Origin of the sequence: Providencia xihuensis (assembly GCF_041953405.1) — a bacterium.
In the GTDB taxonomy this organism is placed as follows: Bacteria; Pseudomonadota; Gammaproteobacteria; order Enterobacterales; family Enterobacteriaceae; genus Providencia; species Providencia vermicola.
Genome location: NZ_CP169565.1, coordinates 3,421,087 through 3,442,419, shown reverse-complemented (window position 1 = coordinate 3,442,419; position 21,333 = coordinate 3,421,087). Strand labels below are relative to the sequence as shown.

At 41.6% G+C, this 21,333-nt stretch carries 18 protein-coding genes; 3 read left to right on the top strand and 15 right to left on the bottom strand.

The window, feature by feature from the left end; all coding sequences use genetic code 11:
• Positions 1 to 67 precede the first annotated feature (67 nt).
• Both ACE2AL_RS15500 and ACE2AL_RS15495 read right to left on the bottom strand, forming a co-directional pair.
• On the bottom strand, positions 68 to 2,704 hold the full coding sequence (locus tag ACE2AL_RS15500) for a bifunctional acetate--CoA ligase family protein/GNAT family N-acetyltransferase (RefSeq protein WP_206085471.1): 2,637 nt from the start codon (positions 2,702 to 2,704) through the stop codon (positions 68 to 70).
• Between the two features lie 235 nt (positions 2,705 to 2,939).
• Positions 2,940 to 3,641, bottom strand: coding sequence for a tRNA-uridine aminocarboxypropyltransferase (locus ACE2AL_RS15495; RefSeq protein ID WP_206085238.1), 702 nt, complete (start codon positions 3,639 to 3,641; stop codon positions 2,940 to 2,942).
• Positions 3,642 to 3,811: 170 nt separating this feature from the next.
• Here ACE2AL_RS15495 and ACE2AL_RS15490 point away from each other — a divergent pair, with 170 nt between their 5' ends.
• Positions 3,812 to 4,915, top strand: a complete 1,104-nt coding sequence (locus tag ACE2AL_RS15490) for a tRNA/rRNA methyltransferase (protein WP_206085239.1) — start codon at positions 3,812 to 3,814, stop codon at positions 4,913 to 4,915.
• A gap of 68 nt (positions 4,916 to 4,983) precedes the next feature.
• On the opposite strand, the gene ACE2AL_RS15485 is transcribed toward ACE2AL_RS15490, so the two are convergent.
• The 12 genes from ACE2AL_RS15485 to nrdH form a co-directional block, all read right to left on the bottom strand.
• Positions 4,984 to 5,406, bottom strand: coding sequence for a hypothetical protein (locus tag ACE2AL_RS15485; RefSeq protein ID WP_206085240.1), 423 nt, complete (start codon positions 5,404 to 5,406; stop codon positions 4,984 to 4,986).
• A gap of 99 nt (positions 5,407 to 5,505) precedes the next feature.
• Positions 5,506 to 7,041 carry a multidrug efflux MFS transporter permease subunit EmrB gene (emrB, locus tag ACE2AL_RS15480; protein WP_206085241.1) on the bottom strand — a complete coding sequence of 512 codons (1,536 nt, stop codon included), beginning with the start codon at positions 7,039 to 7,041 and terminating at the stop codon, positions 5,506 to 5,508.
• Between the two features lie 17 nt (positions 7,042 to 7,058).
• Positions 7,059 to 8,240, bottom strand: coding sequence for a multidrug efflux MFS transporter periplasmic adaptor subunit EmrA (emrA, locus tag ACE2AL_RS15475; RefSeq protein WP_206085242.1), 1,182 nt, complete (start codon positions 8,238 to 8,240; stop codon positions 7,059 to 7,061).
• A 217-nt stretch (positions 8,241 to 8,457) separates the two neighbouring features.
• Positions 8,458 to 8,973, bottom strand: a complete 516-nt coding sequence (gene mprA / locus ACE2AL_RS15470; protein ID WP_206085243.1) for a transcriptional repressor MprA — start codon at positions 8,971 to 8,973, stop codon at positions 8,458 to 8,460.
• A 661-nt stretch (positions 8,974 to 9,634) separates the two neighbouring features.
• Positions 9,635 to 10,834, bottom strand: coding sequence for an MFS transporter (locus tag ACE2AL_RS15465; protein WP_206085244.1), 1,200 nt, complete (start codon positions 10,832 to 10,834; stop codon positions 9,635 to 9,637).
• A gap of 134 nt (positions 10,835 to 10,968) precedes the next feature.
• Positions 10,969 to 11,964, bottom strand: coding sequence for a glycine betaine/L-proline ABC transporter substrate-binding protein ProX (gene proX / locus ACE2AL_RS15460; RefSeq protein ID WP_375083665.1), 996 nt, complete (start codon positions 11,962 to 11,964; stop codon positions 10,969 to 10,971).
• 100 nt (positions 11,965 to 12,064) lie between these two features.
• Positions 12,065 to 13,228 (bottom strand): glycine betaine/L-proline ABC transporter permease ProW, encoded by a 1,164-nt coding sequence (gene proW / locus ACE2AL_RS15455; protein ID WP_375083664.1) that lies wholly within the window; start codon positions 13,226 to 13,228, stop codon positions 12,065 to 12,067.
• Positions 13,221 to 14,420 (bottom strand): glycine betaine/L-proline ABC transporter ATP-binding protein ProV, encoded by a 1,200-nt coding sequence (proV, locus tag ACE2AL_RS15450; protein WP_206085247.1) that lies wholly within the window; start codon positions 14,418 to 14,420, stop codon positions 13,221 to 13,223. The genes proW and proV overlap by 8 nt, the downstream gene beginning before the upstream one ends.
• 726 nt (positions 14,421 to 15,146) lie before the next feature.
• Positions 15,147 to 16,118 carry a class 1b ribonucleoside-diphosphate reductase subunit beta gene (gene nrdF, locus ACE2AL_RS15445; RefSeq protein WP_206085248.1) on the bottom strand — a complete coding sequence of 324 codons (972 nt, stop codon included), beginning with the start codon at positions 16,116 to 16,118 and terminating at the stop codon, positions 15,147 to 15,149.
• Positions 16,119 to 16,131: 13 nt separating this feature from the next.
• A complete protein-coding gene (gene nrdE / locus ACE2AL_RS15440) occupies positions 16,132 to 18,264 on the bottom strand; it encodes a class 1b ribonucleoside-diphosphate reductase subunit alpha (protein WP_375083663.1) in 2,133 nt (710 codons plus the stop codon).
• The gene (gene nrdI, locus ACE2AL_RS15435) at positions 18,264 to 18,689 is read right to left on the bottom strand and encodes a class Ib ribonucleoside-diphosphate reductase assembly flavoprotein NrdI (RefSeq protein WP_206085250.1); all 426 of its coding nucleotides are present in this window, start codon (positions 18,687 to 18,689) and stop codon (positions 18,264 to 18,266) included. The genes nrdE and nrdI overlap by 1 nt, the downstream gene beginning before the upstream one ends.
• A gap of 8 nt (positions 18,690 to 18,697) precedes the next feature.
• Entirely contained in the window at positions 18,698 to 18,925 is a 228-nt protein-coding gene (gene nrdH, locus ACE2AL_RS15430; protein WP_206085251.1) for a glutaredoxin-like protein NrdH, read from the bottom strand.
• A 283-nt stretch (positions 18,926 to 19,208) separates the two neighbouring features.
• Between nrdH and ACE2AL_RS15425 the strand changes: the two genes are divergently transcribed.
• Positions 19,209 to 19,667 carry a methylated-DNA--[protein]-cysteine S-methyltransferase gene (locus ACE2AL_RS15425; protein ID WP_206085252.1) on the top strand — a complete coding sequence of 153 codons (459 nt, stop codon included), beginning with the start codon at positions 19,209 to 19,211 and terminating at the stop codon, positions 19,665 to 19,667.
• Positions 19,668 to 19,884: 217 nt separating this feature from the next.
• Complete coding sequence (cspE, locus tag ACE2AL_RS15420) at positions 19,885 to 20,094, top strand: transcription antiterminator/RNA stability regulator CspE (protein WP_206085253.1); 210 nt, start codon at positions 19,885 to 19,887, stop codon at positions 20,092 to 20,094.
• A 159-nt stretch (positions 20,095 to 20,253) separates the two neighbouring features.
• Here the strand turns inward: cspE and lipA are convergent, their stop codons facing one another.
• Positions 20,254 to 21,219, bottom strand: a complete 966-nt coding sequence (gene lipA / locus ACE2AL_RS15415; protein ID WP_206085254.1) for a lipoyl synthase — start codon at positions 21,217 to 21,219, stop codon at positions 20,254 to 20,256.
• Between the last annotated feature and the right edge of the window lie 114 nt (positions 21,220 to 21,333).

Below are 21,333 nucleotides of genomic sequence, written 5' to 3'. Positions count from 1 at the left end.
AACCATTTAGAATAAATTGCATATCTGTTTAATTTCCATACAGGTTATGCGACACATCCCTGCGTTGTTAAAGATGAAGAGTGAGGTTTACAACACCATCTTCAAATAGTACTTCAACCTCAAACCCCAATTTTTTGGCCAAGCTGATCATATTACGATTCTCAGGCATGGTGATTGCGGTTAATTTTTTGATGCCATGACCGCGGGTATAGTTAAGCAGTTTTTGCATCAACTGATAGCCCAGTGTTTGCCCTTTCATATCGGAGCGTACTAATACTGCGAATTCAGCCTCTTGATTATCAGGATCTGCCATTGCACGAACAACACCAATAATTTCAGGGGTGGAACTTTGGCTTTTTACTGCGACAAAGGCCATTTCACGGTCGTAGTCTATTTGGGTCATATTGGCGAGATCGTCATGGGTAAACTCGCTGATTTCACTAAAATACCGATAATAGAGATCTTCTTTTGTGACCTGCTCGATAAAAGACTTCAATAGTGGTTCATCTTCGGGAAGTATTGGGCGTAATAAGCAGCTTAAATCATCTTTTAAATGAATGGTTTCTTCTAATTCACTTGGGTAAGGGCGAATAGCAAGCCTAGAGGTTGTTGCGCTATCACTTGGGCTGAGTGTCATGGAGACATCCAGCAGGGTAAATTCATCGCCAGAGGCGAGTAATGGGTGAATGTCTAAACGTGTAATATTAGGGCAATCGATGATTAAATTTGAGACTCTGACTAATAAGCTTGAGAGCCCTGGGATATTTAACGGTTCTAATGCACTGCGCGATTTAATTTTATAACCTTTGATTGCGTTAATAACAAGATAACGCGCGAGTGCCATATTTAGTGGGGGTAACGCGACAGCAGCTTGGCTTTCTTGTTGCCACTCAATTCCCCCTTCGCCTAGCATTATCAATGGCCCAAATACGGGGTCTAATTCTACAGCAATACGTAATTCTTGGGCGCCAGCACGGTTTGCCATGCTTTGTACTAATAAACCTTCGATGCGAGCGTTTGGAAAATTGGTGGAGACACGTTCAATAATCGCTTTTGCGGCATCTTCAACCTCTTTCGAGTTTCTCAGATATAGCATAACACCTTGAACTTCTGATTTATGCACAATATCGGGAGAACGCAGTTTTAAAGCAACGGGGTAACCAATTTTCTCAGCAATTTCAATCGCTTCATCACTTGAGTGGGCAATCCAAGTGGGTAAGCTATGTAGCCCATAAGCTTTTAAAATAGGTTGAACTTCATGCGTATCTAAATGTAAGTTGTTATTTTTTAATGCTTGTTGAATATATTCATGCGCTTGCTGTGTATTGGCAGTGATGCCCACAGGCAGTGCTGGTGTTTCTTTTAATTGTTTTTGGTTGCGTCGGTATTCCACCATATGCATGTAAGCAGTTATGGCACCTTCAGGAGTGCGGTAAGTTGGGATCCCTGCTTCACTAAACAAACGCCGGGATTCTTGGGATGAATATTCACCACACCAATTGGTTAATATCGTCAGCCATTTTCCTCGAGGGTGTTGCTTGATGGTTTTAATGATTTTTTCTGCCATGGACTTGCTTTCAGTGATCGCGCTGGGGGTATGGATCAATAAAAGAGCATCATGATCATGGCTATCGAGCATTTTGTTTAATACGTTAATGTAGCGATCTACTGTGGAATCATCACCCAAGTCAATCGGATTTTGTGTAGAGAGGTCAAGTGGAAGCAGGGCACTGAGTTCATTTTCGGTTTCAATACTGAGTTTGGCCAGCTTACCATTACGCTGTAAAAGTTCATCCAGTGCCATGGCTGCAGGCGCGGCACCATTGCTCATGATTGATAAACGTTCACCCCGTAGTGGGGTCATATAGCTTAGTGTTTCAACTGCAGAAAACATTTCATGAGTATCTTGCACCCGTAATAGCCCCGCGCGTTGGATAGCGGCATCATAGGCGGCATCCAAGCTGGGTTTTTCCCCTAAAAGCTCTTGGGCTTTGCGTGTTCGACCACTTTTTATGACGAGAATAGGCTTGTTACGTGATGCACTGCGTGATGACGATAAAAAGCGTCGTGCATCACTGATGTTTTCAAGGTAAAGCAAAATTGCACTGGTTTTGCTATCGCGGGCTAAGTAATCCAGTAAGTCATCAATATCAATATCGATACTATCACCCAGAGCGATAAAATAGGAAAAACCGATATCACGATGCCTTGCCCAATCAAGCACAGTATTAGAAACTGCCGCAGATTGGGAAATAAAAGCTAGTTTGCCTTTGAGTATTGGAATAGGAGAAAAACTGGCATTTAAACCTTGCCATGGCGCTAAAAAGCCTAAGCTATTAGGGCCTAAAAGCCGAATTTGGTATTGCTGAGCCACCTTTTTTAATTCATTAAATTGAATGGAAGGGGATGATAAGATAATGACAACTTTGCAGCCAGCTTCACCAAGTTGCTGTAAACAAGTAATATTTCTCGAATGATGTGTACAAATTACCGCAAGGTCAGGTTTGAGTGGAAGCTTGTCAATAGAGGGATAGGCCAGTACCCCCAAGACGGAGCTACGATTTGGATTAACTGGGAGAATCGGCCCTTTAAAGCCGCTGGTGAGAAGGTTTTTCATCATCACCGAACCTGCACGGCTCGGGTTTTCAGAGGCGCCAATGACCACAATTGATTTTGGCCTGAATAAAGATTCTAACTGACTCACTAAACCCATAAAGATAACCCTTCGCTTGGTGAACGGTATAATCGTTCAAGAGATAAAAAGAGGCTGAGTAATACTTATGAATACTATGCCCTATCTTTTATATTGCGCTAGTTTATCTGGTGAATTTAATTAATTTATACAAGCACCTTCACGTTTTATGATGACGTTTATCCGAAAGTTGCTATTTCTTGGAACTGCTTACGAAAAAAATCGTGAAAACAGTCCCTAAAAATAGTTAGGGAACCGCTGCGTTTAACACCATTTGTGCCACAGGGTGATGGGGTTTCCCTTCAAGGTATTTTTGGCGAAACAGGCTAAAATGACTAAATAACTGCTGTGAGGCTTGGATATCACCAGCAAGCTCTAATATGGTTGCGGCAACTTCTGCAGTGCAATGCTGTTCTTCACGGGATGGTGTGCGTAGCAGGTAGTCTGTCCGAGCTTTTGTATTGATGGATAGCATTGGAATGTTATTGAGGTACGGGCTCTTGCGGAACATTTTGCGCGCTTCAGGCCAGGTTCCATCTAATAGAATAAATAAAGCTGGCTTATCAGAGATGTTCGGTTCATTCACGACAACACGGTTTTCTTGTGCATAGCTTTCAGGGAATATGAGATAAGGCTGGCGGGTATCATCCTGTAAGGCTGCTAAAAGTAGTGCATCTGGAGCTGTTCTTGACCACTGAAAAGCAAGGGTGTCAGGCAGAACATCCGCGATCAGTTTTCCCGTGTTGCTAGGTTTAAATACTTCACCATCAAACATGATTAAGCAAAATTGGCTTTTCGCTTGAGCGGACGCTGTTTTTTGACACAGGCATTGCGGAATGGGTAGCAAGCAATATTGGCAGCGTTTTACGCGACAGCCCCTTGCTTTAAAAGGTTTTGTCGATAAGGCGAGGCGTTGCTGGCGGAGGTGATAAACGGCATTAGGTGTCATGTTCGATTACTGTTTTACAGGCTATAAAATAAGCCGCATATTGTACGCAAAACGATTTCTATGCGATAGAGGTATATTCAATAACTTTTCGGTGAGATAATAGCGCGAATCGGTAGCGTAGCCTTGCAACATCATGTAATCTTCGCGCCATAGCTTAGTAGGGGATAGTGATGAACGACTCGAATGATTTTAGTGGTAAAAACGGCAAAGTAAAAGTGATGTATGTCCGCAGCGAAGAGCAGGACAACAAAGGTAACGATAAACGCCGTGGCGGTCGTGACGGTGGTCGCGATGATAGACGTGGTGGTAGCGATAAACGCGGTGGTGATCGACGTGATGGTGGCCGTCAAGAAAGAGGGGGGCGTTCAAATCGCCCTGAAGGTGGCCGCCAAGAACGCCGTTCAGATAACCGCGAGAGTACACCGCGTGAGCGTTCTCCGTGGCGCACTGTTTCTAAACCAGATAGCGAAGAATTTGAAAATGACCATGGTGGGATTGTTGGCAAAAGCCAAATCGACCCTGAGCAACTGCGCAAGCAACGCCAAGAAGAGACCCGAATTTACGGCGAAAATGCGTGCCAAGCGATGTTTAAAAATCGACCAGATGCCATTGTTCGCGCATGGTTCTTGCAATCTGTCACCCCACGTTTTCGTGATGCCCTGAAATGGATGGCAGCAAACCGTAAAGCTTACCATGTTGTTGATGATGAAGAGTTATCGAAAGCCTCTGGAACAGAACACCATGGCGGCGTGTGCTTTATTATCAAAAAACGAGGCGGCATGAGCGCAGATGCATATTTAGCACAAGCCGCAGAAAAAGATTGTGTATTAGCGCTGGAAGATGTTGGTAACCCACATAATTTAGGCGGGATCATGCGTAGTTGCGCCCACTTTGGTGTGCAAGGTGTGATTTTACAAGATGCGGGCATGTTGGAATCTGGTGCGGCAATTCGTACCGCAGAGGGTGGTGCTGAGCACATTAAAGCTATTGATGCTGACGGTCTAACGTCCACATTAGAGAAATTCCGCAAAGCGGGTTACACCATCGTGACCACGTCAAGCCATAAAGGCAGCCAAGATTTAGCAAAAGCAAAATTGCCAGCCAAAATGGTGCTTGTTTTAGGCCAAGAAAGTGATGGTTTGAGCGATAGTACGTGGGATCAAGGGGATATGAGCCTGTTTATCGGCGGAACGGGCAAAGTTGAAAGCCTGAATGTCTCTGTTGCTACAGGGGTGATGTTGGCACAATGGTGGCAGCAAAACCAAGTTAAATAATTGTCTTATCGATATGATTCCTAAGGCCATACGTTTTCACGTATGGCTTTTTTCTATCTACTATTTGGTTAGTGAGTAAATAAATCTGCAAACTCAGCAAGTTTCGGCACGAGAAATTCATTTTCTGGATAATTACATGAATAAGCTTCTAATAAGTGATTAGTGAACTGAATGAGATCTAAACGCGTTAATGGTGTGGATTTAGTTACTATCATATATGCCGCAGATATTTCGTTTAAACTGATGCAGTATTCGTAATAACCTTCTGTAAGAGCCTGCTTAATTTCATCGGGGACTGTATTAAAATTCAAGTCATCAGCCTCTAACTTTAACTGCATATAGGCTTGAACATCGTCCAAAATATCGAATGGATAAACCTCTTGGTATTGGTTGACATAGCAAATAAGTTTTCTGCGGAATTGCTCCGCCTGAATATCACTTATTGTATTAATCAATGCTAATACCTGACTGTTTTCAATCCATGATTTCATGAGCGTTTACCTAAGCAGATTAATGGTTGAACTAGTGTATTTGATGGGAAAAAATGAAGCAAAATTAACCCTACACGGAAATGTAGGGTTAATTTGAAGTTAGTGAGCGCCACCACCGTCTTTCGACCCAGCGCCAAATGGTGGTTTAGCGAACCAGACGATCACCATCAACAAAATAAAGATCCCTGCGGATAACCAGAAAATTTCATTAGCTGATAAGATTAAGCCTTGATCTGTAATGGTTTTGGCTAAGTAAGCTGCACTTTGCTGCTCATTCATGCCAATCTGAGCCAATTCACTGTACATATGCTGCGCATTTGGATTGTATGGATTGACAAATTCTGCAAGATTTTCATGGTGCATGGATTCTCTTTGTGTCCACATTGTCGTGGTAATCGAGGTACCAATTGCCCCCGCTAGCGTTCGGGTAAAGTTAGATAAGCTAGATGCCGATGCCATTTTTTCAGGGGGTAACCCCGATAAGGTAATGGTGGTTAATGGCATAAAGAAGCAGGCAATCGCGAGGCCTTGAACAAATTGCGGCCAGGCAGCTGCTGCAAAGCCCATACCTGGTTCAAAGGTATAAGCACGCCAGTAGTAACAGACAGCATAGATAATAAAGCTGAATGTCACTAAATAACGCATATCAATGCGGTTACCAAATTTACCGATAATTGGCGTGATCAGTAGCGGCAATAACCCAACGGGTGCAGAGGCTAAGCCCGCCCATGTTGCAGTATAACCATAGACCTCTTGCAACAACTGCGGGAGCAAGACGATGGTACCAAAGTACAGCATATAGGCGAGGCTGAGTGATAAGCAGCCGATGGTAAAATTACGTTCCTTAAATAGAGAGAGGTCAATGACAGGGTGGTCGTCAGTTAACTCCCAGACAATTAAGAAGGCTATCGCCACAACGGCGATCACCGTCAAGACAATGATTTCGGTTGAGTTAAACCAATCCAGCTCTTTCCCTTGGTCGAGCATGATTTGCAGTGCACCAATCCCGACAACCAGTAAGACTAAACCAATAGTATCAATGCGTTGGATGGAAACTTTTGTTTCACGGCCTTTTAAAGTGCGCATGATGGCAAAGATAATCGCCACACTGAATGGGACGTTGATAAAGAATATCCATCCCCAATGGTAGTTGTCACTAATATAGCCCCCAAGAATGGGCCCGCAAATTGGAGCCACAACAATGGTCATTGACCAAAGTGCCAGTGCCATGCTGCGCTTGGCAGGGGGGTAGTTGTTCAGAAGTAGGCTTTGGGATAGAGGGATCAGTGGCCCTGCGACTAAACCTTGAAGTACACGGAATAAAATTAGCATTTCTAAGCTGCCAGAAATGCCGCATAACCAAGATGTTAAGGCAAAGAGACCCGTTGACCATAGAAATAGTCGAACTTCACCAATACGCCGTGCTAGCCAGCCAGTAACGGGAATAGAGATTGCATTTGCTACACCAAACGAGGTAATCACCCACGTTCCTTGGGAGTTAGATGCTCCTAAATTACCCGCAATCGTTGGGATAGCAACGTTAGCAATGGTTGAGTCAAGTACTTGCATAAAGGTCGCCAAGGAAAGGGCGATAGTCATCCAAGCCAGTTTTGAACCAGTGAGCGGTGCTGTCATGTCAGTTGCGCCCCCAATTATTTGTTCCCAGCGTTATTATTAATTATCTCAGTAACTATTTTGTCCGCAGGAGACATATCCACCGCTAATGCAGATGTATGGTAAGCTGGCGCATCGCGCATGCCTTTTGACAGTACTTTGCCATCTTTATTGAGAGTATCAATCGTCACTTCAGTGGATAAACCGATACGCAATGGGCGTTCTTCAAGTTGCGCAGGGTCTAACGCGATACGCACGGGCAGGCGCTGTACTACTTTTATCCAGTTTCCACTGGCGTTTTGTGCAGGTAATAATGAAAATGCACTTCCCGTTCCCATGTCTAAACCGACCACTGTACCGTTAAAGACCACGTCCTTGCCGTAGAAGTCGGCTGTTACTTTCGCTGGTTGGCCGATACGCATATCTGCAAGTTGCGTTTCTTTAAAGTTTGCATCAATCCACATGCCACTCGATGGAACGATAGCCATTAATGGTGTTGATGGGGTGATTTGTGAGCCAATTTGCACACTACGGCGAGAGACATAACCGTCTACTGGGCTAACAATTTTGGTGCGTTGTAAGGCTAGCCATGCATTACGAACTTGAGTCGCAGCCTGTTCTACTGCGGGTTGTTTTTCAATGGGCGAGTTAAGCACGATCGCTTGGTTAGCATTATATTGTTCAACTGCCATGTCCAATGCGGCTTTTGCGCTGACGACTGATTCACGGGCGTGTTGTAGCTCTTCTTTACCAATTAAATTACTACTACCTAGCACTTCACGGCGTTTTAGGTCGTTTTGTAAACGCCCTAATTCAGAACGTTTAACATCAATATTAGCTTGCAGCTGGCGGCTATTAATAATGTGCTGGCGGGTTTGGCGTACACTATTTGCCAGTTCGGTTTTGGCTTTATCCAGTGCAAGTTCAGCATCTCGAGGGTCAAGTTCAACTAGCACAGTACCGCTTTGTACGAAGTCAGTATTATCAACGTTAACGGTCATGACGCTCCCTGATACTTGGGATTGAATTTGCACTTGGTTACCAGCAACGTAAGCGTTATCCGTTGACTCATAATGGCGAAGGACTAAATACCAGTAAACGCCCCAACCCACGCCAATAGCGATAAAAATAAACGTTAAAAACATTAAGGCATTTTTGCGCTGTCTTTTTTTATTTCGTTGGGGAGCTTGCGTTTGTTGCATTTCCTCAGGGGAACTCATACTGGTATTACTCCATTTTTGATGGATAAGGATCACGGTTGTTTCCAGTAGCTAGTAATAACCACTGGAAACTGAGACTACAAATGATTTTGTTGCTTGATGGGAATATCGTAAAGCACAAGGTTGAAAGGATAATGAAATATTGTAGGCTGAAAAGTTTTTTTTTGCTTTTAAGCCTTCGAATGCCTCAAATACATTAACCTTACAAAAATAATGGTTAATCTTTTATAGTATCCAGTTTTGTCAGTAATTTACGCATTAGTTTATCAAGCTGTTGTTTTTCATCAGCTTCTAAAACTGACCAGATATCGATTAACGCTCGATGTTGTGGCGGTAACAAACCACTTAAAAACTCTGAGCCTTTTTCGGTGAGGTGCAAATGTAGACAACGTCTATCATTGTGACTTTCTTTACGTTCAATCCAACCATTCTTTTCGAGTTCATCAGCGATGCGTGTCGCATTGGTGCGAGATGAACCAAGCGCTGCACTGAGCTCAGAAGGTTGGATACTGCGTGAATCTTTTGTATCTAAGATCATTAAGGCCATGAAAAGTGTTTCATTAATTCCTTGAGCTCGTAGCATATTATTACGAGATTCAAGTAATTTTCCATGAACATGCATACATAAGCGTGTTAAGAGTATCTCTTGATACGGGATCGGTTTTTCGTGTGTATCTTGTTGCGCGACACGAGCATTTAAAAGCTCTTCTGTCGGTGTAAATGAACTTTCCATTATTTGGATACCTTATTAGTTTCAGTTGGTAAGATTACAACTGTCATCAACCATCTAAATGGTATATTAAAAGATAGAATTAGCAATTATACTTAATTAATATCGATGATTTTATTTTGATAATGATACATGATTCATAAATATTATGAATGTAATTTATGGGTTTCAGTATAGCGCAAAGTGCATTTCTAGCCTATTTAAGTTTATTTGGCTATAATTTAACCAAAATAAATGCAATTTATACGTCAAACAAAACCATATAAAACAATATATAATCACATCGTATTAACTCAATACCATTTTTTTTATTACCCAATAATTACAAGTTAGATAGATATTGTGATCATCTAAGTGTAAGTACCTATTTTTTAATTTTGTATAATTATTATTACCAGTAATTACTTATTGAATTAACAATAATTATACCTTACTGAAGAGCTATAGTATTTGTTTAACAGTGTCATTTGTTAACTTTTGCCATGGTAATAATAACAACATATAACTATTATCTTGAATTATTGATGGTAATTTATTGATTATGCATAAATATGAGTAAGAAAAGTGATGATTCCACTCTGAATATATTATGTATTTTTAAGTATTAACGTGCGGCTGATAACATTTAAAACAAAATGTTAACAGCCGCAGAAAAGAAAACGCATTATTCATCTGAAGCAGCGATAGTTGGATCAAATCGGATACCAATGACCCAAATAATTAAGCTTAAGGCCGTTAAACTAACGCCTGCAATTGCGACTCCTTCCCAGCCTGCGCGCTCATAGGCATAACCTGATAATAACGAGCCGAGTGCGCCACCAATAAAATAACTGGTCATATACCCTGCAGTGAGGCGGTTACGCGCTTCAGGCATAATTCGATATAAGGTGCTTTGGCTGGTAACGTGGACAGCTTGAACGGCAAGGTCAAGAACTAAAATGCCAATAATAAAGGCGATCAAGGAGTGTTTTGCTAAGCCAATGGGTAACCAGGAGAGCAGTAATAAAACGAGTCCAATTGTGGTGATTATCTTGCCTTTACCTTTATCCACAAGGTGCCCTGCTTGAGATGCCATCAATGCGCCCGCTGCACCAACAAGGCCAAACAAACCGATAGTTCCTTCAGAGTAGTTAAATGGGGGGCTCGCTAATAAAAATGCCATTGCTGTCCACAGTAAACCAAAATTGGCAAAAGAAAGTGCACCCAGTGAGGCTCGGACAGCTAAAACAGGTGTACTAAAAAATAAGCGACCAATAGAGCAAAGTAATTGAAAGTAGTTAAGATTGGCTTTTTGATGATAGCGAGGTAATTTAATCGCTAATACAATTAATAAGATAATTAATAAAACAAATGCGACCCAATAAATCGCTCGCCAGCCTCCGACCATTGCCACTGCGCCAGATACCGTTCTCGCCAGTAAAATCCCCAGCAGTAAGCCACTCATAATAATTCCAACGGCTTTCCCCCGTTTATTGGGGTGTGCAATGGAGGCTGCCATTGGAATAAGTACTTGAGCAACAACAGAAAATAGTCCTGTGAGTGCCGTTCCTAATAGGATTTGCCAAATATTGGTTGAAAGAGCAGTAATGAGTAAGCCTGAAGCGGAAAGAAACGTCATAAATAATATTAGACGTTTTCGTTCAAATAAGTCCCCTAGAGGAACTAAAAACAGTAAACCGACTGCGTAGCCAAGCTGTGCGGCTGTGACAATAAACCCTGCCATATTAGTTGTCAGGTTAAATTGAGCAGCAATGGTATCTAACAGTGGTTGGGCATAATAGTTGCTGGCAACGACAAGGCCTGTCGCAATGGCCATCAAAATTGTGAGGCCCGTTGTTAGCTCAGCAGTTTGGGTCTGTTTCATGTGGGTTACCTAATATTAGCTAGGCGACTACTATAAACAAAATTCATTACCTTGGTTTATTTCTTTTTGCCATTGATACAAAAAACCACCCAGATTAGCGGGTGGCTTTAGGCATTTTATTATGTGATTTATGCTTACTTAGCGGCTTCCTTCGCTGTTTTCACCCAGCCATCAAATGTCGATTGGTGAGCTTTTATCCAAGCATTTGTGTGACGTTGAATATCCGCTTGTGAGGCTTCCCCGTTATGCATTCTTAAATTCTGCGCATTGATATCCGCAATAGGCAGCTTCATCACTTCAAATAATTTTGCTGCTGAAGGGTTATCCGCAGCCCATTTTTTGTTAGCCACGATATGCATGGTATTCGGTGGGAAACCATAGTTTTTTCCATTAGGTAACGTCGTGTCTGTTTTTTCACCGTTTGGCATTGAAGAGAAAGGCACTTCTAGCCAGACCACATCACGACCAGGCTTGAGCACATCACTGATCCAGTAAGGTGTCCATGTATAGTATAAAATAGGCTTACCTTCTTTATATCGGGTAATGGTATCTGCCATCATTGCCGCGTAGTTACCTTGGTTGTGATCAACTGTTTTTTCGAGATCATAGGCTTTTAAATGATTATTAATGGCGGCTTCACAACCCCAGCCTGGGTTACAGCCTGTTAAATCGGCTTTACCATTGCCATTTGAATCAAAGAGTTTGGCAATTTTAGGATCTTTGAGTTGTTCCACATTGGTAATATTGTATTTTTCAGCCGTTTTTTTGTCGATGAGGTAGCCTTGAGCCGCATTGACGACATAATTCCCTTGACGATAGAACACGTTATCACCGCCAGCAGCATCATACTGGGCATTATGCAAAGGAACCCAGCTGGTGGCTAAGTAAGTTGCATCACCATTCGCAATGGATGCATAAGCTACGTTATAGTCGACCTCTTTGATAGGCTGAACATCATAGCCGAGTTCCTCAAGGGCTTTTGCAACGATCAGTGTTTGGAATGTTTCTTCACTGATTGTACTTTGTACAGGATTAATTTTTATTCCTTTACCAGGTAGGTCGTTAGCGGTTGCCAATGGAACGGTAAATATGGCTGTCAGTGCAGATGCAAGAATGATTTTACGTTTCATTATATTGTTCCCTCTGTTTTATTTCGCAGCGAGCTTGGCTGTAATGGGAAGAGCCAAGTTAAGTGCCAAGTGAATGGCACTCAGGTGAATGGAGGATGTTTTAATTAATTGTTTTTTTGCAAAATGGGCGTACGACCAGTCCTATAGGGCCTTTCTGATACCAACGAGTCGGTGTTTTACCACGAGTATCTTGCCCTAAAGATTGGGTAAGGCGGTCTAAAATGATGGCGAGGATCACAATACCGACACCCCCGACGGATGCGAGGCCCATATCAAGGCGGCCTATCCCCCTTAAGACCATTTGGCCTAAGCCCCCGACTGCAATCATTGATGCGATAACCACCATTGACAGTGCTAACATTAAGGTTTGGTTAACCCCAGCCATAATGGTTGGCATAGCGAGTGGTAATTGCACTTTAAACAACATTTGACGAGGGCTTGCGCCGAATGATTCCGCGGCTTCAATTAAATCGGCAGGGACTTGCTTGATCCCTAAAATGGTCAAACGAATGATCGGCGGTAATGCAAATATAATGGTGACGACGACGCCTGGCACATTACCGATACCAAATAACATGACGATCGGCACTAAATAGACGAATGCAGGGGTGGTTTGCATTGCATCAAGTAATGGGCGAATGATTCTGGAGGCTCTATCACTGCGCGCTAGCCAAATCCCCAACGGTAGCCCTATCACAATACAAAACATCAATGAGGTGAGTACCAGCGATAACGTCACCATCGCTTCCGACCATGCACCAATTGCTCCAATGGCTATCATCGAAACAAAGGTGGCAACTCCCATTGCTCGTCCTGCAAATTGCCAAGCAAGTAATGCAAAAATGATAATGGCTACGGGAGACGGTAGCGAGGTGAGAAATTGTTCAAACCCACTAAGAATAAAATCGATGGGCGCTCGTATTCCTTGAAATACAGGGCGGAAGTTGAGAACAACCCAATCGATGGCATGGGCAACCCATGAATCAAGGGGGATAAGCGTATGCTGGAAAGGATCCATAATATTAAACTGATCGGGTACGATGCTATCTGTTGGAGCTGCATTAAGCCAATCACTGGATCCTGAATCTGTTGTGGGTGAGCCACCCCATGGATCATCTGAAGCACTTTGGTCTGGCGTGGAGCTTGTTACCCATGGATCGTCTGATGAGGTTGTTTCAGGCGTTTGTTCTGGCGTTTGCTCAACTTGAGTATCGGCCCATGGATCCTGTTGGTCGATGGTATTTTCTTGATTTTGCTTACTCATTTGGCGTCTCCTTATCCAGTGCTTGTAGTAGCATGCCTTTCGAAATCACCCCTAAATAACGATTTTTTTCGTTGACGACAGGGACCGCACAAGGTGCTTGTGCAATCGTCGAGATGACTTCATTTAAGGAGGTATCACCTTGAATCGGCTCGATATCTGGCAAAATGGCAGCTTCAATTCCGGCTTTGTCATGCAGCGCTTTTTCTAAGGATTCAATGGATACAACACCAGCAAAAGTATGGCCGCGTGAGAGCAAATAGCCATGGTAGCGGTCTTCATCATTAAGCACTTTTAAGGCTGAACGAGGCCCAAAGCCAGGCGCGATATGCAACAATGCATTAGGGCGTCTTCGCGCTATATCTTTGGCACTGAATACTTGGCTAATATCAACTCCACGGAAGAAAGTTCTGACGTAGTCATTGGCAGGGTTATTCAGTATTTCATCGGGTGTTCCGACTTGAACGACCACGCCACCTTGCATAATGGCAATGCGGTCACCAATTCGCATAGCTTCATCGAGGTCATGGGAGATAAAAACGATAGTGCGTTGTTTATCACCTTGTAAAGAAAGCAATTCATCTTGCATTTCTGTTCGAATGAGTGGGTCAAGAGCAGAAAAGGCTTCATCCATTAAAAGAATATCAGGGTCATTAGCGAGTGCTCGCGCTAAGCCAATGCGTTGGCGCATTCCGCCAGAAAGCTCATCAGGGAATGAGTTAGCCCATTTATCGAGGTTAACTTGATTCAGTGCATCCATTGCTTTTTTATAGCGTTCTTCTTTCGAAATGCCAGAAAGTTCCATGCCAAAAGCTGTATTATCAATCACATTCATGTGTGGCATTAACGCAAAGGATTGGAATACCATACTGATTTTAGTTCGACGTACTTCACGCAGCGCTTTGTCGGAAATATTAGAGATATCTTGCCCATCAATCAGCACCTGGCCGCTGGTAGGTTCAATCAGGCGATTGAGGAGGCGCACCAAAGTGGACTTCCCTGAACCCGAAAGCCCCATGACTACGAAGATTTCGCCTTCTTCAATCGCCAGATTCACATCTTGAACACCGACCGTGAGGCCCGTTTTTTCAAAGATAGCATCTTTGTCCATTCCTGATTCTAAAAGCTTAAATGCGGAGTCAGGATTTTCCCCAAATATTTTATATAAATTTTTAACTTCTAATTTTATTGCCATATATTATTTACCCAATTTTCAATCAACAAAAGAGTTGGAGCCCAAATGAATAATGTTGATTCAATGATGATAGTCGAGCCTATTGAGACCTAAACGTAGGCTATCGCTTGAAAATTATTAGGGCAGAAATTCCTATTTTAATTTAATGGGTTTATTCATTATGGTTTAAATTCAAATGCTCCTGATTAGATTATTAGTAAAAATTGCAAGCAATAAACCCTAGCATAATAAAAACTCCTGACAACCCTTGGTTAAGCAGAATTAATCAAAAAAATGAGTGTCAAAAATGCTGAATATCATTCAAATAATCAAAAGAAAGTAGCGAGTATGAGCAATAATATGAAAATTAATAGAGATAGTTAACTTGCTGGTGAGACTGTATTTATTTTGACAGAATTAAAAATAATCAAATGAGATTTAGTGAATTAATGATGATAATTTTTAGACAACAATAATGTAATAATTAGCGAATGAAAATAAATAAGATAAAACACCATAATCATTAATTTTATTAACTTATTTTCGGGTTTTAAAATAGAGAAATGAAAAAAATGCCTGATTAATTCATTAAAAATGAGCAATCAAACAGATATCCCTATAAAAAACGAACTGATTTGAGTATTTTTTAGTCTAAAAAATACCCTAAAAAATAAAGTTATTATTATTCATCAGGGTATGTTTGGTGTTGATGCTTTAAGTTAAATGTAAAATAAATTAATCAATTGATTAAAAGTTCCAGTCATCATCCTCTGTGCTGACAGCTTTGCCAATAATATAAGAAGAACCTGAACCTGAGAAGAAATCATGATTTTCATTCGCGTCAGGGGATAATGCAGATAATATTGCCGCACTCACATCTGTGACTGTATCAGGGAATAAGGCTTCATAACCTAAATTCATTAAAGCCTTGTTGGCATTATAGTGTAAGAACTTTTTAACATCTTCTGTCCAGCCTACGGGGTCATATAACTCTTGGGTATATTTTACTTCATTTTCATATAAATCGAATAATAATGAGAAAGTAAAATTCTTTATTTCTGATTGTGTTTTTTCATCATAATTCAATAATGATTTTTGGAATTTATAGCCAATATAATAACCATGAATCGCCTCATCTCGAATGATTAATCGAATTAAGTCAGCAGTATTTGTGAGTTTGCCACGGCTTGACCAATACATAGGTAAATAAAACCCAGAATAGAATAAGAAAGATTCCAAAAAGACACTCGCCACTTTTTTCTTTAATGGATGTGAATCACAATAATAAGAAAGAATGATTTTAGCTTTATTCTGTAATGCATTATTCTCCTCACTCCAACGAAAAGCTTCATCGACATCGCTGGTGGAACATAAGGTGGAGAAAATAGAACTGTAAGAGCGCGCATGTACCGCTTCCATAAAGCTAATATTGGATAAAACGGCTTCTTCGTGGGGCGTTTGTGAGTCAGGCATCAAACAAGGCGCACCAACCGTATTTTGAATGGTGTCAAGCAGTGTTAGACCGGTAAAGACACGTATAGTCAGCTTTTTTTCTGCTTCAGTGAGGGTATTCCACGATGGGATATCGTTGGATAGCGGGACTTTTTCGGGTAACCAGAAGTTAGAGGTGAGGCGGTTCCAAACCTCAAGGTCTTTATCATCTTGAATGCGGTTCCAGTTGATTGCCTTCACAGGGGCTGCGGATGTATTGGTGGTCATATTCTGATTCCTATTACAGAGTGCAAGATACGCAGCCGTCAACTTCAGTACCTTCCAAAGCGGTTTGACGTAATCGTATGTAATACAAAGTTTTTATGCCTTTTTTCCATGCGTAGATTTGTGCTCGGTTAATATCTCGCGTTGTGGCATCATCTTTGAAAAAGAGCGTTAACGATAAGCCCTGGTCAACGTGTTGGGTGGCCATCGCATAGGTATCAATAATTTTTTCAGGGCCGATTTGATAGGCATCTTGGTAATACTCGAGATTCTCGTTATCCATAAATGGGGCCGGATAATAGACTCGACCAATCTTCCCTTCCTTACGGATCTCTATACGAGAAACAATTGGATGAATGCTAGATGTGGAATTATTGATATAGGAAATAGACCCTGTGGGGGGGATGGCTTGCAAGTTTTGGTTGTAAATACCATAGGTGATCACTGATTGTCTTAAGGCTTGCCAGTCTTCTCGTGTGGGAATTTCGATACCCGAACGTCGGAATAATTCCTGCACGGTTTGTGTCTTTGGTAACCAAATATCGTTGATATATTTATCAAAATAGTCACCTGAGCCATAAGTGGAGTGCTCAAAGCCAACAAAGGCGGTTTTGCGCTCAATCGCTAATTGGTTTGATGTTTTTAGGGCGTAATAAGTCACTGTATAAAAATAGATATTGGTAAAATCAAGTGCTTCTTCACTACCATAATGAATATGTTCACGGGCTAAATAGCCATGTAAGTTCATTTGCCCAAGGCCAATAGCGTGGGATTGACGGTTTCCTTGTGCAATAGACGGTACAGAACGAATATCGCTCATATCGGACACGGCACTAAGTGCTCTGACAGCAGCTTCGATGGATCGTGCAAAGTTCGGTGAATCCATGGTTTTGGCAATATTCATAGACCCTAAATTGCAGCTGATATCTTTACCAATTTCTTGGTAACTTAAATCCTCTTCATACAGGCTAGGGCGATTAACTTGCAGAATTTCTGAGCACAAGTTGCTCATATTAATTCGCCCTGCAATAGGATTGGCTCTATTGGCGGTATCTTCAAATAAAATATACGGGTAGCCCGATTCAAATTGAATTTCAGCTAACGTTTGGAAAAATTCCCGGGCATTAATTTTGTATTTTTTTATAGCTTTGTTATCCACCATTTCAGCGTATTTTTCAGAGACGCTGATTTCAGACATGGGAACGCCATAAATACGTTGTACATCGTAAGGTGAGAATAAGTACATATCTTCGTTATTTTTGGCTAACTGAAAAGTAATGTCTGGGATCACCACGCCAAGGGATAAAGTTTTTATGCGTATTTTTTCATCTGCATTTTCCCGTTTTGTGTCGAGAAAACGCATAATGTCAGGGTGATGCGCATGTAAATACACGGCTCCTGCACCTTGACGAGCGCCCAATTGATTCGCGTAGGAAAAGGCGTCTTCCAACATTTTCATCACAGGAACCACACCAGAAGATTGGTTTTCAATCAATTTTATTGGGGCGCCTTGTTCGCGTAAGTTGGTCATCATAAAGGCAACTCCGCCACCCCGTTTGGATAGTTGGAGTGCGGAATTGACAGAACGCCCGATAGACTCCATATTGTCTTCTATACGCAATAGAAAACAGGATATTAATTCGCCTCGCTGTTTTTTCCCGCAATTGAGAAATGTTGGCGTAGCGGGTTGGAAACGGCCCGTAATAATTTCATCGACATACAATTTAGCCAGTGATTCTGAGCCTTGTGCTAAAGTTAATGCCACCATGCAAACACGGTCTTCATAGCGTTCTAAATAGCGCTTTCCATCAAAAGTTTTCAGCGTATAGCTGGTGTAGTATTTGAATGCGCCAAGAAAGGTTTGGAAACGAAATTTATGCGCATAGGCTTGCTGAAACAGTGACTTAATAAAGTCAAAACGGTATTGCTGCAATATATCGTTTTCGTAGTAATTTTCTTGAACAAGAAAATCTAGTTTTTCTTTTAAATCATGGAAAAATACAGTGTTTTGATTAACATGCTGGCGGAAATAATGGTGTGCAGCTTCTTTATCTTTATCAAACTGAATATGACCTTCGCTGTTATATAAATTCAGCATGGCATTCAGGGCATGGTAATCAACTTCAGTATTATTTTGTATTGTATCCATTATGAAAAGCTCTCGTTGTGGGCATGTTGCCAGAACGTTTGTAGGCCATCTTTAACCGACTGAACATCTTTTGCAGTACCTAAGAGTTCAAAGCGATAGAGGTAAGGCACACGGCATTTTTGTGCGACGATATCCCCCGCAATTGCGTAAGCATCGCCAAAGTTAGTATTCCCTGCAGCAATCACACCACGAAGGAATAAACGGTTTTCCTCGATATTTAAAAACTGAATCACTTCTTTTGGCACCGCGCCTTTTGTGCCACCGCCACCGTAGGTTGGAAGCAGTAGAACATAAGGTTTTGTGGCAATAGGGCTCATTTCTTGTGGCCCGATTGGGAGGCGCGTTGCAGGCAAGCCCAATTTTTCAACAAACCGATGGCAATTGCCTGAGCGGCTTGAAAAATAGATGAGTGATTCCGTTTTCATGGGATTTCCTATGCGGCAAGAAGGCTTATCATATCGGGACGAAAACCAGCCCAATGTTTGTCACCCGCAACAACAACTGGTACCTGTTGGTAACCTAACTTTCTAACTAATTCAAGCGCTTGGGTATCTTTTGTTAAGTCAATTATCTGATAAGCGATTTGCTTGCGGTCTAAGGCTTGATAGGTGGCATTACATTGAACGCAGTTGGGCTTACTATAAATGGTAATCTTATTCATCATATTCACCTTTTAAATTTCTAAGAGCATCTTGGCATGTGATACCCAAAGACTATATATAGATTGAAAATTTATCAACCACACAATATATAGTGAATAGTGAATATTGAATGATAATTATTCTAATTATCTGCTAGGTTGTTATTTATATTGAAAATAAAAAAAATGGGGTATTTGATGATTCCGTTTGCCACACTAAGAAAAAATAGCATTGCAATGTAGAAATAATTTACTCTATAACTGTATATACAATCAGGTAAATGAATCCTTTTAAGGAGATACTATGTACCATCAATATTTAGCGACACCAGATAAATTTCCTAAGCCGTGGGTCCATATTACGGCGGATGACGAAGGGATCACGAGCCTCTATTTTGTTGATGAAAAAACAGAAAAAGAGAGTAAAAACGAGCACTCCAAACTGTGTGCTAAAGAATTAAAAGAATATTTTAACCACAAAAGAAAAACGTTTACGGTGGCGTTAAACCCCCATGGCACAGAGTTCCAAAAGAAAGTATGGAAGCATCTATGTGGGATCCCTTATGGGGAGCGTTGGAGTTATAAGGATTTAGCGTTGAAGTTAGGCTCTGCCAATTATTGCCGTGCGGTGGGAATGGCAAATTCACGTAATCCCATTTCATTAATCGTGCCCTGTCACCGTGTGTTAGGCCATGATGGTAAGTTAGTGGGATACACGGGGGGATTAGATATTAAAGATTGGCTGCTATTACATGAGAAGTAAAATCTAAATAATTCGCTATAGGTGATACTATTAGTTGGATTAATTGCTATTGATAAGAATAATTGGCGAAAGTAGAGCGGAAATAACCAATAAATAATATATTTTTATCATTTTAGTTGGTTTTCGTGATCTAGGTTGTAGACAAGTAACTCAGAGATCTGATGTACTGAGCTTGATACAGATGGTGTGTCTATTTTATTTTAAAGGTAATAATTTGATGTCTAAAGTTAAAGGTAACGTTAAGTGGTTCAACGAATCTAAAGGTTTTGGTTTTATCACTCCAGAAGATGGCAGCAAAGATGTTTTTGTTCACTTTTCTGCGATTGCTAGCGACGGTTTCAAAACCCTAGCGGAAGGCCAGAAAGTTGAATTTGAAATCACTGAAGGTGCTAAAGGCCCATCTGCTGTTAACGTTGTCTCTCTGTAATTTAAACAATTAACAATCAGAAACGAACAGCTGTAAACTCGCTCTAGTTAACTGGAGCGAGTTTTTTTATGGAAAAAACTGAGGAATGATTGGCAATAAAAAACCTGACTCGGTTTCCCAAATCAGGTCTCTAGGTGACTAAATGAATAAATTGAGTACTTATTTCACTTCTTCGCCTTTAGCTTGCAAGTCAGCATGGTAAGATGAGCGTACAAAAGGCCCACAAGCTGCATGGGTAAAGCCCATTGCCATCGCTTCTTCTTTCATCTCATCGAACTCAGCAGGGCTTACGTAGCGTTTTACAGGTAAATGGTGACGGCTCGGCTGCAAGTATTGCCCAAGGGTCAGCATGGTTACGCCATGGCGACGTAAATCCCGCATAACCTCAATGATTTCAGCATTAGTCTCACCAAGGCCAACCATCAAACCTGATTTGGTTGGGATATCAGGATGAGCTTCTTTGAATTTTTCGAGTAATTTCAGTGACCATTCATAATTTGCACCAGGGCGAACTTGGCGATAAACACGTGGCACGTTTTCAAGGTTGTGGTTAAACACATCAGGTGGTGTTGCCGTTAAGATTTCTAATGCGCGATCCATACGGCCACGGAAATCGGGGACTAGGGTTTCGATTTTAATCGATGGGCTTTTCTCGCGAATAGCACTGATACAATCCGCAAAATGTTGTGCGCCACCATCACGCAGATCGTCGCGGTCAACAGAGGTGATCACCACATAACGTAATGCCATGTCTTTGATCGTTTGCGCTAATTTTTCAGGCTCATTTGCATCGGGTGCGTTAGGACGGCCGTGGGCAACATCACAGAATGGACAGCGTCTGGTACAAATAGCCCCTAAGATCATAAAGGTAGCTGTACCATGATTAAAGCATTCAGATAGATTTGGGCAGGAGGCTTCTTCACATACGGAGTGAAGGCCATTTTTGCGCATCGCTGCTTTGATACCTTGTATACGTGTTGAGTCAGCGGGAAGCCGAATTTTCATCCAGTCAGGTTTGCGTAGAATTTCTTCGCGTTCAGTCACCACATTTTTGACAGGGATCAGCGCCATTTTGTCGGCGTCACGATATTTAATTCCGCGTTCTATCTGAATTGGTTTACTCATAATATGACGGTTCCAGTTATCTTTTATGCTGATGGATAAGTTCTAATTCTAAACAAAATACAGGGAGCGCCGTAACTCACCCATTAAAAAATTTTTTAAAAATGTTAAAAAATT